Below are 15,556 nucleotides of genomic sequence, written 5' to 3'. Positions count from 1 at the left end.
GGGAGAGGCCCAATTTGAACAAGGAGGCTTGTCCCATGACCGACAATTCCGTCAACCGTTCCTCCGACGCATCCGCCGGGTGGAATCTGGATCATAGTTACGCCGCACTGTCGCAAACGTTCTACAGCTCGATCGAGCCGGTTCCCGTCGCGAATCCGCAGGCGGTTCTGCTGAACGACGCTTTGGCCGAAGAACTCGGCTTGAATCCCGAATGGCTGCACGGCGAAGAAGCCGCCGCCGTGTTCGGCGGCAATCTGCTGCCGAAAGGCGCGCAGCCGCTGGCGCAAGCTTACGCGGGGCACCAGTTCGGCAATTTCACGCGGCTGGGCGACGGACGCGCCGTGCTGCTCGGCGAACAGCTCACGCCGTCGGGCCGCCGCTCGGACATTCAGCTCAAAGGCTCCGGACGGACGCCTTTCTCCCGCGGAGGCGACGGCCGGGCCGCGCTCGGCCCGATGCTGCGCGAGTATATCGTCAGCGAGGCGATGCACGCGCTGAACATCCCGACGACGCGAAGCCTCGCCGTCGTCGCCACCGGCGAAGACATTCGGCGCGAGACGCCGCTGCCCGGCGCGGTGCTGACCCGCGTCGCGGCCAGCCATCTGCGCGTCGGCACGTTCCAATACGCGCTGCGCTGGGGCGGCGTGGAAGCGCTGCGCGAGCTGGCGGATTACGCGATCGCCCGGCATTATCCGGAGATCCGCCAGGTATCGGCCGAAGCCGCCCGGCAGACGCTGGCCGAAATGCCGCCGGCCCATGCCGACGAGCCGAATCCGGGCGGGATCGACGGCGACGACCGGGCGAAGGGCGCAGGCGAAGCGGGCGCCGAACAGCTTCGAGCCGCGGATGGAGCCGAGGGCGCAGCGTCTCAAGCGGCAGAACAAGCCGCGGGCGGCGAGGCTTATGCCCTGCTGCTACGCAGCGTCATGGAGAGCCAAGCTTCGCTCGTCTCCCGGTGGATGCTGGTCGGATTCATTCACGGCGTCATGAATACGGACAACGTCACGATCAGCGGCGAGACGATCGACTACGGCCCGTGCGCCTTCATGGACGCTTACGATCCGGCGACCGTGTTCAGCTCGATCGACACCGGAGGGCGTTACGCTTACGGCAACCAGCCTTATATCACGCTGTGGAATCTGTCGCGTCTGGCCGAAGCGATGATTCCGCTGCTCGACGAAGACGCCGATCGCGGCATGGCGATCGCCGAAGAGATTCTCGGCGGCTTCGAACGCCTGTATCTGGACAACTGGTTCGACGGCATGCGGGCGAAGCTCGGCCTCTCGAACCGCGAGGAGGCCGACGAGCAGTTGATCGCCGATCTGCTCGATCTGATGAAAGCGTTCCGGGCCGACTACACCAACACGTTCGTCGGGCTGACGTTCGGGGTGCCGGGCGCGGACGAAGTCGCGCGGGCTTCGGAGCGGCAGGCGGAAGCGGCGGAAGGCGAGGCTGGGAACGCCGAGCTGGACTTCGCCGGCATCGCCGGAGGGAGCGAAGCGGACGGCGGCGGATCTTCGGCGGGACGGGCCGACGAAGCGAGCGACGGGTCTTCGGCCGAATGGGCCGGGGAAGCAGGTGGCAGGCTTGCGGCCGAAGAGGCGGGAGAATCCGCCTACCGCCCGACGTCTTTCCCGGGCGCGGACGCGCTGCTCGCCAGCGGCGAGTACCGCGTCTGGCGCGAGCGGTGGCGGGAACGTCTGGAGCGCCAGACGGATTCGTCGGAAGAGGTGCGCGAGCGCATGCGCGCGCACAATCCGGCCGTGATTCCGCGCAATCATCGCGTGGAAGAAGCGCTGGCCGCCGCGACGCAGAGCGGCGATTACGGTCCGCTTCGCCGGCTGCTGGCGGCGCTGGCGCAGCCGTACGCCCATTCCGCGGAGCAGGCGGAATACGCGCAGCTTCCGCCGGAAGCGGACGGCAGCTACCGCACGTTCTGCGGAACGTGAGAGCTGCGGCGGCGAGCGAGCGTTTAAAGCGGTCGGCATAGAGAATCACGTCCGGCCGCCGACGCGGCTCGAAGCATGCCGGCAGCGGCAGGCATTGCGCGTTCGGCGCAGCCGAATCGCCAAATCGTTAGGATTTGCGTGCGGAAATGTTGCGAGAATCCGTCATTTTCGTTCGCGAATCCGGAATAGGCGCGTAAATATTGCGAAAATCCATCATTTCGGCTCATAGGCTCGGTTTTAAGGCCGGAATTGCTGAAAATGATGGATTTCTGCAACATATTCAGCCGATTTACGCGCATGGCGGAAAAATGATGGATATATGCAGTATTTCCGATCAAGCGCGGAAGCAGCCGGGGCGGGAGTTAGAGACGAGAGCCGAACCCGACAGCCGATCCTATTCGGGCGAAAGCGATCTTCTGAACAGACTATGGGAAGGACGCTGTCCGTCGGTCGGACCTCCTGTCGGATAGACCCCGAAGCCTCGATCCGGCGAATCCGACGCGTGACGAACCTGCATAAGAAAGCCGCGAATCGGCTCCCGCGTGCAGCCGAGCGGACATAGCGGAACCCCGCACGGGAGCCGCGATTGTTCGCCGAACTCGCACGCTTGACCCGGCAGAACACGCTAAAGCGATCGGCCTGCCTCGAATCGAAGTCTTTACTCTCCGATCGCGGCAGGCCGTATTCGTGCGTCTCGGTCTCGCCCAAGTTCCTTTTCGTCCGACAAATAGAAAGAAGTGTTTTGTTTTTTTGCCGCTTTTTTTATCGGGTTTTGCTCTATCGCTGCTTCAACTGCACTATAATGGAGGCAATGGACGGAGCGGCGCGCGATTTTTCGAAAACGTTTGCGAAATCTTCGCGCCGCGACGAATCTTTCTCGAAAAGGGGTTACCCGATCATGATCAGACCGACCGAAGACCAGCAGTATTACGAACTGACCAGTCCGACCGCGCTGCCGAAGGCATCCGGATTCTTGTGGAACAATCAGATGATGATCCATATGAACTGCCGCGGTTACGCGGTCTCGCAGTTCATGCAGCCCGAGCCGGCCAAATATTCGCACGCGCCGAACCTGGAAGCCAAAACGTTCATGCAGCCGGAGCAGCCGTATTACGCGCATCACCCGGGCCGCTTTCTTTTTATCAAAGATGAGGAGAGCGTTTACATCTTCTCGGCGCCGTACGAACCCGCCCGTCAGGTACCGAACAAGTTCGTATTCGCCGCGGGCAAACACGATATCGTCTGGACGCTCGAACATTGGGATCTGCGCATCGAGATGACGCTGACGCTGCCGAGAGACCACGCGGCCGAGCTGTGGACGATCAAGGTCAAGAATACGGGCAGCCGCAAACGGAAAATCAGCCTGTATCCGTATTTCAGCGTCGGCTACATGTCGTGGATGAACCAATCGGCGCAGTACGAAGATTCGCTGGGCGCGATCGTCTGCTCGTCGATTACCCCGTATCAGAAAGTGCAGGATTACCCGGCGATCAAACGCCTCAAAGACAAAACGTATCTGCTCGCGGAAAAGCGGCCGGAAGCGTGGGAAACGAGTCAGGAAGCGTTCGAAGGCGAAGGCGGCATCATGCGTCCGTCGGCGCTCGAAAACGGTCTGCTATCCTGCGGCGACGCGCGTTACGAGATGCCGGCGGCGGTCATGCAGTACCGGATCACGCCGGAAGCGGGCGAGGAGGCGGTTTATCGGTTCGTGTTCGGCCCGGCGAAAGACGAAGCGGAGATCGCGGAGATTCGCGCGCGTTATTTCGGTTCGAACGGGGGAAAAGGAGCGGAAGCCGGCGGCGAAAAGGCGGCGAACGCGGATGGATCGACGGACACGATCGGCTCGGCTGACGGGAACCAAGGGGGCGGCCAAAACGCGTCTGCGGATTCGGAAACGGCGAACCTCGATCTTGCGTCGACCGGCTCGGTTTCCGCGCCCGCGCCGGAAGACGGGTTCGCGCAGGCGGCCCGCGATTATGCGGCGTATGTCGCCGAAGGCCGGGGCGTGCTGTCGATCGAGACGCCGGACCGGGATCTGGACAATTTCGTCAACCATTGGCTGCCGCGCCAAGTCTATTACCACGGCGTAACGAACCGTCTGTCGACCGACCCGCAGACGCGCAATTATTTGCAGGATCATATGGGGATGAGCTATATCGACCCGCGCAGCACGCGCCATGCGTTCTTGACCGCGCTTGCGCAGCAGCGTCCCGACGGCTCCATGCCGGACGGCGTCGTGCTGTACGAAGGGGCCGAACTGAAATACATCAACCAGGTGCCGCATACCGACCACTGCGTCTGGCTGCCGGTCTGCCTGATCGCTTATCTCGACGAGACGAACGATTACGGACTGCTGGACGAAGTCGTTCCGTACGCGGGCGGGGAAAAGTCGGGCACGGTATTCGAGCATATCGATCTGGCCGTCAAATGGCTGATCGGCGATCGCGACGAACGCGGGTTGAATTACATCAATCAAGGCGACTGGTGCGATCCGATGAACATGGTCGGCTACAAAGGCCGCGGCGTCTCCGGCTGGCTGACGATCGCGACCGCTTACTCGTGTCTCGTGTGGGCGGACATCTGCGAGCACGGCGGGCGTACGCCGGAAGCGGCGGATTACCGCCTGCAGGCCGAAGAGATCAACGGCGCGGTCAACCGCCATCTGTGGGACGGCGATTGGTACGCGCGCGGCATTACGGACGACGGCGTGCCGTTCGGCATCAGCGCGGACGAAGAAGGCCGCATCTTCATCAACCCGCAGGGCTGGTCGCTGCTCAGCGGCGCGGCGGACGAAGACAAGAAAACCAAGCTGATCCGCGCGGTGGCCGAGCAGCTCGAGAGTCCTTACGGCGTGGAGAAATTGGCGCCTTCGTACACGGCGATGCGCGAAGACGTGGGCCGGGTGACGCAGAAGCATCCGGGTTCGGCGGAAAACGGCGCGGTGTACAACCATGCGGCGGCGTTCTACATCTACGCGCTGTACGCGGTCGGCGAGTCGGACAACGCGTACCGGCTGCTGCGCAAAATGCTGCCGGGACCGGACCAAGCGGATATTATTCAGCGCGGGCAGCTTCCGGTGTTTATCCCGAACTATTATCGGGGAGCTTACCGTCAGTTCCCGCGCACGGCGGGACGGTCCAGCCAACTGTTCAACACGGGCACGGTGCCGTGGGTCTATCGCTGCCTGATCGAAGGGCTGTTCGGCGTCAAAGGCACGCCGGAAGGCTTGGCCGTATCGCCGCAGCTTCCGGCGGATTGGAGCGAAGCGAGCGTCGCGCGCACGTTCCGGGGCGCGGAATTCCGTATCGCGATCCGGCGCGCGGAAGGCGCGAGCGAGACCGAAGTGTATGTCGGCGGCGAGCGGATCGACGGCGGCGTGATCCGCGACGTCCGTGCGGGCGAGACGTACGAAGTCGAGGTCAGATTACCGCTGTAAGCTAAACTTGGCTTGCGGGGCGACGATCGATATCAGGGTCTGGTACGTTGACCGACAATCATGCGAGGCTACGTCCTCCGGAAACCTTTTTAAAACCGCGCGTGTTTCCGGTAAACGCAAACTTTGGATTGAATTCGATCGACTCGCCGTATTGAGAACGCAGCTGTGGAGAAGCTAGAGCGTGTACGCAAACTTCGAAGGAAGCAGATTTAGGCGAATTTTCGTTCTCAACAAGGAAGGGTTCCGAAGGCGTGCCGGGGCACTGACGCCGCGTTGCCGAATCGGTCACGCTTTAGGAGCGAATCGGTGGAGGGCGAAAAGGCGGCTAAAGATGCACGTCGTTAAATTTGCGTACACGGCCTAGACAATAGAGACAAACGAGTCGATCGAATCAACGCAAAAAATGTTGCAGCATTCCATGATCCCTGCGACGGACCTCCTGCCGAAAAGCAGCGAAGTCCGTCGCAGAGGGCGGATGCGTGCAACATTTTTTTGGTTACGCGGGAAGGGCTGCGATCGGGCGCGGCCTCGTACCCGGTTAGAGTTGGAGCGAGCGTGGACATGGGCGTAGGCGGTGGACGTAACGGAACGTAGATCCGTTAGAGCCCCTTTTTGCGCCTGATTTTGTTTCTAACGGAACGACGATTCGTTAGCCTTGAAAAAGCGGAAGTTTATCGCGCATTTTCGCCCTTTTTCTCGTCTAAGCGTCGTCTGGTTCCGTTAGAATTTCAAGAAAGCCGAAAAGGCGTTCTAAGCGTCGTCTCGTTCCGTTAGAGTCGGAGCCGAGCCAGAACTGAAACCCGAAACCGTAGCTGAAATCCGAAACCGTCACCGAAATCCGGAGCCGACTCTGCTGGACTTCCGGGTCCGGAAATACGCTGTCGATTCGGTTACGCTTCTGCGAAACCGACCCGCCGCCCGCTTTCACGAGGCAGCCGGCCTAAGCCGCCCCTCACCGGCCGTCCGCCTTTACGAGGCAGACGCTTCAAGCCGTCCGCCCTCGCCGCCGCACCCAGCCTTCCGCCAGCGCGAAGCCGGCGAACAACGCGACCAGCGCGGCGTACACCGCCGTCTGCGAAGGCAGCAGCGGCAGCAGGATCGCGGCCGCCGCGACGAACACGGCCGTACGGATCAGGCCGTGCCGGATCTGCCACGGTCCTTTGCCCGGCAGGAACACGATCGCCGCGGAAGCGGCGTACAGCGCGAAGCTCGCTGCGGACAGCCAACCGAAATTGCGCGCGCTCAGCTCGTGATGGAAGCCGTAATGCACGACGTTGGCGACGAGGCCCAGCGACATGAACGTCAGCAGGTGTCCGTAGATGACGGACTGGCCGGAGCTTTTGCGGTCTTCGCCCGCGATATGCTCCGACGCTTCGAAATAATGCCACCAGATCGAGACGGCGAGACCGAAGCCGAGCACGGACGCCAGAATCATTTCCCCGCCTGGATGTCCTTCGCGCAGTCCGTTCACGATGACGAGGATCAGCTCGCCGAGCAGGATGATCGTCGCGAGTCCGTAGCGTTCCAGCAGATGCGGATGATGCACCGGCAGATGGCTGAGCACGCGTTTGCGGGCCAGCAGCGGCAGCAGGATATCGACGAAGATGCCTAAGTACAGCACGAAGAATTTGCCGTCGCCCGGCACGAAGACCGAACTGAAGCTGATCAGCGCGCCGACGAGGAAATTGAGCGCCAGATAACGCGCGATTCGGCGCGGCTCGCCTTCTTTTTCCAGCCAAGTCCGGATGTACATGAAGACGGTAGACAGCCGAATCCCGACGTAACCGAGCATGAAGGCCAGATAATAAGCGTCGAAATCGACGTTGATGCTGGCCGCCATCACGATCACGAACGCCATCTGCACGAAGTACGCGATCCGCTGCGCAGTATCGTCTCGGCCGAACCGGTTGACGTAGACGGTGAAGCCCGTCCACGCCCACCAGAGCGGAACGAAGATCAATATGTATTTGACGATGATGTCCGCCGGAATGGCGCCGTGATGCGAATGGGCCAACACGTGCGCGGTGATCGAGATGGCCGCGACGTAGATGAGGTCGTAGAACAGTTCGAGCCAAGTGACCTTTTTGTGGGCGATATGCGAAATGGGCGTCACGCATCCTTTCCTTCAAATGGGGATTTCCGAGTTCGAAGCCATTATAGCAGTCGCCCGTTTACCCGCCCAGCCCCAATCTCGCCGCCATGCTGTAGCCGGTCGGTCCGGCGTTGTAGCGTTTGCGGAGTTCGATCAGGTCGGGTCCGAACGTCGCTTCGAGCGTCTCGCGGTGCGCCTGCATCAGTTCGTAGATGTACAGGTCGTGCACGATGACCTCGGTGATCGGCATGACGAGCCCGGGGTGCAGCGTCCACGCCGCGCGGCTGTCCGCGCCGAGCGACACGATGCCCGCCACCACTTCGCGGTCGTCCGCGCTCACCACGATCCAGCGTCCTCCGTATTCCCGCGTGATCTCGTCGCTCGAATCGTGCGGGTAGACTCGCGCAAAATCAAAGTCCAGCTCTCCGTACAGCACCAGCAGCACGTCCAGCCCGCGTTCGGACGCGTCCCGCAGCACCGGCTCCAGCAGCTTGGCTTCCTCCGGCCAGATCTCCAGCAGCACCCGCGTTTCCGCCCGCCGGATCGCGTCCGCGGCCCGTTCGAGAATCGCGTCCGCGCCCGTGATGTTCCAGATATTTTCCCGGTTGGACGAGACGAACGAATAATGCTCGAGCGCCGTCTCGGCGGCTTCGAACGAAGCTTCGGTCCGCCGTTTCTTCAGCCGGATCAGCTCCTGCGGAGGCAGCGGCGTATACAGCGAAGGGTCTTCGTGGCTGATCAATACTTCGCCGCGTTCGACGAGTCCGCCGAGCACTTCGTAGATCTTGGAACGCGGCACGCCCGAACCGAGCGAGACGGCGTAACCGGACAGCGGCGATTTATCCAACAGCGCAAGGTAAGCCTTGGCTTCGTATTCGGTAAAGTTCAAATCTTGAAGCAGTTTGATAATCTCGGGTTTCATGTTTCGACCTCCCAGCGATCTATGACACGGCTCCATTATCCCACAAGCGGCTTGACACCGTACAGTACCGATGTTATACCTGTATACTAGTGACTACAAGAGTAGCGACTATGTGAAACGCAGCAAAAAAACGAACACCGGAGGTGCAAAATGGGTTTGACGATCAAGGAGCGCGGTCGGCCGAACGGAAGAAAAGAAAAAGCCTCGCTCGATGAACGACGGCCGGAAACGCGGCGACCCGAGGCCGAAAGCGGGCGGACAACAAATTCGCCTACCCGAACGCTTTATCTGGCTGCCGCGTTAATTGCGATTATACTCTGGAGCACCTCGTTCGTCGGCACCAAGATCGCGTATGCGTCTTTCCCGCCGCTGACGCTGGGCGCCGCGCGGTTCGCGATCGCGACGGTCATTCTGGGCGTCATTTTGACGGCGCGCCGCGAATTTACGCTTCCCGCTCCTCGCGATCTCGGCATGATGGCGCTGAGCGGGCTGCTCGGGACGACGTTTTATTTCGCGCTGGAGAATATCGGGGTACAGCTCACGACGGCGTCGAGCGCCGCGCTGATCGTCGCTTCGTATCCGGCGGTGACGGCGCTGCTGGAATTTTTCTTTTTCCGGACGAGAATCTCGTGGATGCGGGCAATCGGGATCGCGATGGCGATCTTCGGGGTGTACCGGATCTCGGGCGGCGGGGCCGGAGAAGGCGGAGGACACGAACTGATCGGCAATCTGCTGCTGATCGCGGCGGGCTTCGTGTTCGCGATCTACAACTTCGCCACGCGCAAAGTCGTCGGACGTTATTCGATGGTCACCGTGTCGTTCTATCAGACGGTGGCCGGCACGATCGCGTTTATTCCGCTGGCGCTGATCGAACGCGATCAGTGGAGGATACCGACGACGGAATCGCTGTGGATACTGCTGTATCTCGGCGTCTTCTGCTCGGTCGCGGCGTTCATGCTGTACAATTACGGGCTGCGCGGACTGACGGCGGGCACGGCGATGGCGCTGATGAACCTCGTACCGATCTTCGGCGTGGCGCTGTCGATCTTCCTGCTGGGCGAGAGCTTGCGCCCGAGCGATTGGATCGGCGGGATCATCGTGATTCTGGGCGTGATCTTGAGCGTGCGGGAGCGGCCGAAACCGCGCAGCGAGAGTTGATCTGACGAGACTGTTTTTAAGACATTCATAAAGCAAAAAGAAGAGCGGATGCCCTAGGCTTCCGTTCTTCTTTTTATGGCGCATAGGTTCCTATTCCCTAGTCGGATGGCCAAAGGATGCAAGAGTTGTTGATGTCTAATGTACCTTTGGGCGCAGCAGTACCTCCATATAGGGTAATGAGGTAATTACCGATAGGAACTTTAGGGTTATAGTCGTTGTCGATGAAAGGTGTTTCTAACCCGTTAGCAGGGACAGTGACATCGAAAAGAATCACTGAAGGCCGTGCAGCATGCTGTACGACTACTCTGAAAGGTTGGCTTCCTGTATTTTTAACGGACATTTTGATATTCGGATATCCGCCCGGCACAGAGAAGCTTTTATTTGTAGGATCCGCTTCGGTATTTTTTAGAAATTCCCATTCGACGCCTCCTTTTCCTACCGCATAAGCAGCAATGCCGATCGAAAGATATTGATCGTTCTGCATAAAGGCTGTAAGGCTATCCGGATGCAAGAATTCGTGAGCCGAAACCATACTGGAGAAACCGAAGGTCAGAGACATGGATAACGCAGCAGTTCCTACAATTCTGAATAGCTTGCTTCTCCTTCGATCATTCCTCCTTTCTATATTCACGACAAAAATATAAACGGCGAAATCGATCTTTTTATCACGATCCGTTTTAAGACGAATCGTAAATCTTCTAACGCTTAATCCCGATACCGGATCGTCATGCTCAGCCGTAACGTCTCCGCGCCTACGCTGCGGTATTCGTGCCGGCGGTCCGCTTTGAAAGAAATCGAATCGCCGCTTTCCAACCGGTACGTCTCGCTGTCGATCTCCAGTTCCAGCGTACCCGAGAACAAAGTGATCAATTCCTCCGTTCCTTCGCGGTGAGGCTCCGAGCCGAGGCTGCCTCCGGGATCGATCTCCACGGTATACATTTCGAATCCGCGCTCCGCATCGTAAGGGAATACGGGAAACAACCGGTACTTCCGCTCCGATTCTTCCATCGTCCGAACATCCTGTTTGCGTACGACCACGGCATCCGCCGGCGGTTCGACGATTAGCGAGGTAAAAGAAACTTTGAGACCGTTCGCGATCTTCCATACGGTCGTCAGCGAAGGGCTGGATTCTCCGCGCTCGATCTGCCCGAGCATCGTTTTGCTGATTCCGGTCAGATCGGCCAGCTTGTCCAAACTGAGTTTGCGTTCGGCACGCAGCCGTTTGAGATTCTGGCTAAGAATGAGATTGATCGGTTCCACAGGCGTTATTCCTCCTAAATATGATGTGCGTTATAAAGATCTTATTGACCTTCATAACGCACGAAGCTATAATGCGAAATGAAAGTGCGATAAAACGTACATTTTGTTCAATTATAGCATACGAGGAGTGTGAGTCCATGCCTTTTCTGCCTTTGTTATCTTACGCCGTAGCCGCCAGCTTCACCCCCGGACCGAATAATCTGATGGCGCTGGACGGCGCGAGAAGAGCGGGCTTCCGCCGTATGCGGCCGTTCGTGTGCGGCGTCGCGGCCGGCTGCTTCGGGATCGTGCTCCTCGCCTGCCTGCTCAATCTGGCGCTGTATCGCTGGATTCCCGGAATCAAGCTCGCGATGGGTCTGCTCGGTACGGCATACATGCTGTGGCTGGCGTGGAAAATCGTCCGAAGCGCCGGAGCGCCGAGCGAAAGCGACGAGATTCCGATCCGCCGCGTCTATTCGCTGCGCGCCGGTTTCTTGCTCCAATTCATCAATCCCAAACTGCTGATGTATGCCGTCACGGCCGTATCGACTTTCGTGATGCCGTATTCGTTATCCCTGCTTCGGATGTTCGGCGTCTCGCTGCTGCTGGGGGCGGTCGCGCTGGCTTCGTCCGGTTCTTGGGCTTTGTTCGGCGCCTTGTTCCAACCGTGGCTCGTCCGACATGAAAAAAGGTTCAATCTCGTCATGGCGCTTCTGCTGGTCTACAGCGCGGCGGCCGTGTGGCTGTGATCGGAGCGCTCGGTTCGGGAAAAGACTGGCGCAGACTTTGGAGAAAAAATCCGATTTATACACGTATAAGCCGCTGCGAATTAGAAGTCGATCCGATATTGGCGTATAATGATCGTAGAACGGAACTTAATTTCATCTAGTGAAACATGACGATAGGAGGAATCGCGAAATGGACAGCAAACAGCGTTTTTCCGAACGGGTAGAAGCTTACGTGAAATATCGGCCGGGATATCCGGTCGAAGCGCTCGATTACTTGTATGGGGAAGTCGGTCTGTCGCAGGCGGAAGAGGTTGCGGATATCGGGGCGGGAACCGGGATCTTCTCGAAGCTGCTGCTGGATCGGGGCAGTCGGGTGATCGCGGTCGAACCGAACGACGATATGCGAGGCGCGGCGGAAAAAGAATTGGGCGCGCGTCCCGGCTACCGTTCGGTCGCGGCGGCCGCCGAGCGGACCGGACTGGCGGACGGAAGCGTGGGAGCGATCGTATGCGCGCAGGCGTTTCACTGGTTCGACCGGGAAGCCGCAAAACGAGAATTCAAACGTATTCTGAAACCCGGCGGCCCGGTCGCGCTGATCTGGAACAATCGCTTAACGGAAGGCACTCCTTTTCTCGAAGCTTACGAAAATTTGCTGCTGAATTTCGGAACGGATTACCGTCAGGTGAACCACCGCAATACGTCTAACGTGGAGAGCGAAGAGCTGGAACGCTTTTTCGGAAAAGGCAATCTGACGCTGGCGAAGTTCCCCAACCGTCAGGTATTCGATTTCGAAGGGTTGAGCGGACGCTTGAATTCGGCTTCGTACGCGCCCGCGCCGGGTCATCCCGATTACGAGCCGATGATGGCCGAACTGCGCCGGATCTTCGACGAGACGCAGCAGGGCGGACACGTCTTTTTCGATTACGAGACGGAAGTGTATTGGGGAAGACTGGCCGAGAAATAAGGGGATTATTGCGCTTATTCGGCAGTCGAACATAGGCGGCCTGCCTGATGAAGACTCGCTAAAGGCCGCCGCTGCCTCGGGCTTACCGGCTGGGCTGACCTTTGATCTGCCTCCGTTTTGCCTGTCCATTTTCGCCTGAATCCCTTCTCAACGTCGTTTCCCGCCCAGACTCATCGTCAGCACCACCGCGATGATGCACGCTGTGCCCGCCCACTGCCACAAGCCGAACGGTTCGTGCAGCCAGACGACGGTCGTCAGCACGGCGGCGAGCGGCTCCAGACTGCCGAGCAGGATCGTCTCCTGCGGCGGAAGACCGCGCAGGCTCTCGATATAGAACCAGAACGCCAGCGTCGTGCCGAAGATCAGCACGAATGCCAGATAGCCGCAGCCGGCCGCATCGAGCGGCGGCCAAGTCGACTGCCACGGCGGACGGATCGCGCTCAGCGCGATCCCGCCGATCGTCATGGCCCAGCCGACCACGACCAGCGAGTCGTAACGGCGCAGCAGCGGCACGGCCGCCAGCGCATAGAAAGCGGCCGCGACCGCCGACAGCAGCCCCCAGACCACGGCTGCCGCCGGCACGGACAGCGAAGATAGCGAACCGTTCGTCAGCAGCATGAAGCAGCCCGCCAGCGCGAGGCCGGCGGCGAACAGCTCGCGCCCGGTCGGCGCTTGACGCTTGCGCAGCAGGAAGTACAGCAGCGTCACGATCGGCGCCAGATATTGCAGCAGCGTGGCGACGGCCGCGTTGCCGTAGCGGATCGAAGTCATGAACGTGTACTGCACGGCCAGCATCCCGGCCAGACCGTAGACGATCAGCATCGGCGCGGTCGAACGGTCTTTCCAGATGCCGAGAATCTGCCGCCGGTCTTTCAAGACCGCTTGCAGCAGAAGCAGCAGCGGCCCGGCGACCAACAGGCGGATATTCACCAGCCAAGCGGAATCGGCGTGGTAATGATGCATGAGTTTCTGGGAGACGGTGCCGCCGACGCCCCACAGCACCGCGCCCGCGATCACGAAGAACAATCCGGTTGTGCGGCTTCCCGTTTGCCGTTTGCGGCCGGTTTCCGAATATTCCGGCGAATTGGCGGTATCCGAGCTGCCGGCCCGCGCCGCCGATCTTTGATTCGACGGGTCTTCGTTTGCGTCTCCGATCCGTTTTTCCATCTCGATATTCATCCTTTCTGCAACGCTGCTCTGACCGTACGTCGAAACGCGGCCTTTGCGCCTCGCGTTTCGTTTCGTTGCCCGGTCCTTTTTTATCGTGATAGGATGATTCTAGCCGGAATAAACACGCGAAAATACATCGATATCCGGCAAAACTATCGGGATATTGAGGTGGGCTTATGCAGATTCGCGATTTTCCGATCGAAAGCGGCAGTCTGCGCGAGCTGACTTCGCATCGCACGTCGGGGCTGCCGGCTGCTTGTTACGAGACGCGCATCGACCGCCATATTCAAGGCCGCATTCCGCTGCATTGGCATGACGAAGTCCAATGGGTCCGCGTCGAAGCCGGGCAAGGCGTGTTTCGGGTCAACGACGAAGAACTGACGCTGCATGCGGGCGAAGGACTGTTCATTAACGGAGGCTGCCTGCACGGGGCGGAAGATCGGCTGCGCTCGGGCTGCGTCTATCTGTCGCTGAACGCCGCGCCCGCTTTTCTGCTGCCGCCGGAGCTGCACGATGCTTACCTGATCCCGTATCTGGGAGCGGCGGGCCTGCCGTATCTGCGATTGGACGAGACGACCGATCCCGGTCGGGAGCTGCTGGACAAGATCGGCGAGACGCATCGGCTGTTGGAGGCCAAGCCGCCGTTCTACGAAGTTGCCGTCGCCGCCCGACTGACCGGATTATGGCACGGCGCGATCGCGGGCGGACCCGAGCCGCAGCCGGACCGGGAACGGGACGTGCGCAGCGAACGGATGAAACGAATGCTTCAATGGATTCACGAGCATTATGCCGAACCTGTCCGTCTGGCCGATATCGCGCGGGCGGGCAGCTTGAGCCGTTCGGAATGCTGCCGCTACTTCAACCGGTTCCTCGGCGGCACGCCGCTCGGTTACGTGAACGAACATCGTATCCGTCAAGCGATGGAGCTGCTGCGCGGCGACGTCAACGTCACGGAGGCCGCTTACCGGGCAGGATTCGCGAGCGCCAGCCATTTTATCGAGAAATTCAGATTGCAGACCGGCATGACGCCGCTGGCCTATAAGAAAAAGGAGGCACGGGAAGATGAGGATCGTTAAGGTGGACGGAGCGGCGCGGGAAGATCTGCTGAAGCTGCTTCCGGAAGGAGTCTGGGTCGGCTGCCGTTACGGCGAAGACGATCGGCCGGGAACGGTGAACGGGGAGACGCTGTCGCGGCTGCGCGAAAAATTCCCCGAAGCGAAGTTCGTTCTGTCTTTCGGCGAATCGGATCTGACGCACGCGGAGAGACTTCGCAAGTTGGACGAACTGCGGCCGGATTATTACGAATACCAACCGCCCGATCCGCACAAAACGGCCGAGTTCGAAGAAGCCATGCGGCGTCTCGACGATATCTCGCTGCCCAAGATCGCGGGTCCGTTCTGGGTCATGAAAGACGATACGTCTTCGATTCGCGATCGCGAGCCTTTTCGGGAAATGATGCGCCGGGAAACGGTCTGCTTCCAGTTGATCGTCGAGTCCGCCGTCGATCCGGGGTTCAAGCTGTCGGCCGCGCAGCGGAGAATGCTCGACGACTTTTTGGAAGAAATCCCGAGTCTGGTCAACGATTCGTTCGAGCGTTCGGTTCGGCTGGATCGGTATCCGCTGAACGGTCATCGGGGCTATCTGTTGGAAGCGGTCGTGCCGGGCGCGGACAAAGCGGGAAGAGGCTGGAACGCGCTGACTTCGGGCAAAGTCGTTCGGCTGTTGAAAACATTGGAGCAATAAAAAAGCCGGACGACCATCCGAGGGATGGCTGCCTGGCTTCGTTGCGGAGAAGCGGCTTGTCGGCGATCCGGCAGACGAAGCGGCTCACCGCGGAACCGCGCGTTTGCTTTGGGCCGCACGGCTCGGTTTCTTGCTTCTCGACGCGTCGCTGTCGG

12 protein-coding genes are annotated in these 15,556 nt (G+C 60.0%); 7 read left to right on the top strand and 5 right to left on the bottom strand.

Annotated elements, in window-relative coordinates; translation table 11 throughout:
* Positions 1-35: 35 nt before the first annotated feature.
* The gene (locus CDO73_RS05635; protein WP_088487518.1) at positions 36-1,949 is read left to right on the top strand and encodes a protein adenylyltransferase SelO; all 1,914 of its coding nucleotides are present in this window, start codon (positions 36-38) and stop codon (positions 1,947-1,949) included.
* An 898-nt stretch (positions 1,950-2,847) separates the two neighbouring features.
* Entirely contained in the window at positions 2,848-5,385 is a 2,538-nt protein-coding gene (locus CDO73_RS05630) for a GH36-type glycosyl hydrolase domain-containing protein (RefSeq protein ID WP_088487687.1), read from the top strand.
* Between the two features lie 985 nt (positions 5,386-6,370).
* Here the strand turns inward: CDO73_RS05630 and CDO73_RS05620 are convergent.
* Both CDO73_RS05620 and CDO73_RS05615 read right to left on the bottom strand, forming a co-directional pair.
* Positions 6,371-7,498: a low temperature requirement protein A gene (locus CDO73_RS05620; RefSeq protein ID WP_088487516.1), complete on the bottom strand. Its 1,128-nt coding sequence runs from the start codon at positions 7,496-7,498 to the stop codon at positions 6,371-6,373.
* 58 nt (positions 7,499-7,556) lie between these two features.
* Positions 7,557-8,399 (bottom strand): TrmB family transcriptional regulator, encoded by an 843-nt coding sequence (locus CDO73_RS05615; RefSeq protein ID WP_088487515.1) that lies wholly within the window; start codon positions 8,397-8,399, stop codon positions 7,557-7,559.
* A gap of 150 nt (positions 8,400-8,549) precedes the next feature.
* On the opposite strand from CDO73_RS05615, the gene CDO73_RS05610 reads away from it, so the two are divergent.
* Positions 8,550-9,557 carry a DMT family transporter gene (locus CDO73_RS05610; RefSeq protein ID WP_088487514.1) on the top strand — a complete coding sequence of 336 codons (1,008 nt, stop codon included), beginning with the start codon at positions 8,550-8,552 and terminating at the stop codon, positions 9,555-9,557.
* A 97-nt stretch (positions 9,558-9,654) separates the two neighbouring features.
* Here the strand turns inward: CDO73_RS05610 and CDO73_RS05605 are convergent, their stop codons facing one another.
* Positions 9,655-10,116, bottom strand: a complete 462-nt coding sequence (locus CDO73_RS05605; protein ID WP_088487513.1) for a hypothetical protein — start codon at positions 10,114-10,116, stop codon at positions 9,655-9,657.
* A 146-nt stretch (positions 10,117-10,262) separates the two neighbouring features.
* Positions 10,263-10,817 (bottom strand): helix-turn-helix domain-containing protein, encoded by a 555-nt coding sequence (locus CDO73_RS05600; protein ID WP_088487512.1) that lies wholly within the window; start codon positions 10,815-10,817, stop codon positions 10,263-10,265.
* Between the two features lie 137 nt (positions 10,818-10,954).
* Between CDO73_RS05600 and CDO73_RS05595 the strand changes: the two genes are divergently transcribed.
* Complete coding sequence (locus CDO73_RS05595; protein ID WP_088487511.1) at positions 10,955-11,545, top strand: LysE family transporter; 591 nt, start codon at positions 10,955-10,957, stop codon at positions 11,543-11,545.
* A 169-nt stretch (positions 11,546-11,714) separates the two neighbouring features.
* Positions 11,715-12,488, top strand: coding sequence for a class I SAM-dependent methyltransferase (locus tag CDO73_RS05590; RefSeq protein ID WP_088487510.1), 774 nt, complete (start codon positions 11,715-11,717; stop codon positions 12,486-12,488).
* Between the two features lie 147 nt (positions 12,489-12,635).
* Here CDO73_RS05590 and CDO73_RS05585 read toward each other — a convergent pair whose 3' ends face one another.
* On the bottom strand, positions 12,636-13,655 hold the full coding sequence (locus CDO73_RS05585) for a DMT family transporter (protein WP_088487509.1): 1,020 nt from the start codon (positions 13,653-13,655) through the stop codon (positions 12,636-12,638).
* 179 nt (positions 13,656-13,834) lie between these two features.
* Between CDO73_RS05585 and CDO73_RS05580 the strand changes: the two genes are divergently transcribed.
* Together CDO73_RS05580 and CDO73_RS05575 are read left to right on the top strand one after the other, a co-directional pair.
* Positions 13,835-14,734: an AraC family transcriptional regulator gene (locus tag CDO73_RS05580; RefSeq protein ID WP_088487508.1), complete on the top strand. Its 900-nt coding sequence runs from the start codon at positions 13,835-13,837 to the stop codon at positions 14,732-14,734.
* On the top strand, positions 14,721-15,401 hold the full coding sequence (locus CDO73_RS05575) for a hypothetical protein (RefSeq protein ID WP_088487507.1): 681 nt from the start codon (positions 14,721-14,723) through the stop codon (positions 15,399-15,401). Before CDO73_RS05580 ends, CDO73_RS05575 begins: the two co-directional genes overlap by 14 nt.
* The last annotated feature ends 155 nt before the right edge of the window (positions 15,402-15,556 follow it).

This window comes from Saccharibacillus sp. O23, assembly GCF_002205895.1.
GTDB lineage: Bacteria > Bacillota > Bacilli > Paenibacillales > Paenibacillaceae > Saccharibacillus.
The sequence above is the reverse complement of the archived record's forward strand: the minus strand, read 5'-3'. Positions and strand labels throughout refer to the sequence as shown.

Coding starts and splice junctions, on each gene's coding strand:
- CDO73_RS05635 (WP_088487518.1), top strand. CDS start 36: ATGACCGACAATTCCGTCAACCGTTCCTCCGACGCATCCGCCGGGTGG.
- CDO73_RS05630 (WP_088487687.1), top strand. CDS start 2,848: ATGATCAGACCGACCGAAGACCAGCAGTATTACGAACTGACCAGTCCG.
- CDO73_RS05615 (WP_088487515.1), bottom strand. CDS start 8,399: ATGAAACCCGAGATTATCAAACTGCTTCAAGATTTGAACTTTACCGAA.
- CDO73_RS05610 (WP_088487514.1), top strand. CDS start 8,550: ATGGGTTTGACGATCAAGGAGCGCGGTCGGCCGAACGGAAGAAAAGAA.
- CDO73_RS05605 (WP_088487513.1), bottom strand. CDS start 10,116: ATGTCTCTGACCTTCGGTTTCTCCAGTATGGTTTCGGCTCACGAATTC.
- CDO73_RS05595 (WP_088487511.1), top strand. CDS start 10,955: ATGCCTTTTCTGCCTTTGTTATCTTACGCCGTAGCCGCCAGCTTCACC.
- CDO73_RS05590 (WP_088487510.1), top strand. CDS start 11,715: ATGGACAGCAAACAGCGTTTTTCCGAACGGGTAGAAGCTTACGTGAAA.
- CDO73_RS05585 (WP_088487509.1), bottom strand. CDS start 13,655: ATGGAAAAACGGATCGGAGACGCAAACGAAGACCCGTCGAATCAAAGA.
- CDO73_RS05580 (WP_088487508.1), top strand. CDS start 13,835: ATGCAGATTCGCGATTTTCCGATCGAAAGCGGCAGTCTGCGCGAGCTG.
- CDO73_RS05575 (WP_088487507.1), top strand. CDS start 14,721: ATGAGGATCGTTAAGGTGGACGGAGCGGCGCGGGAAGATCTGCTGAAG.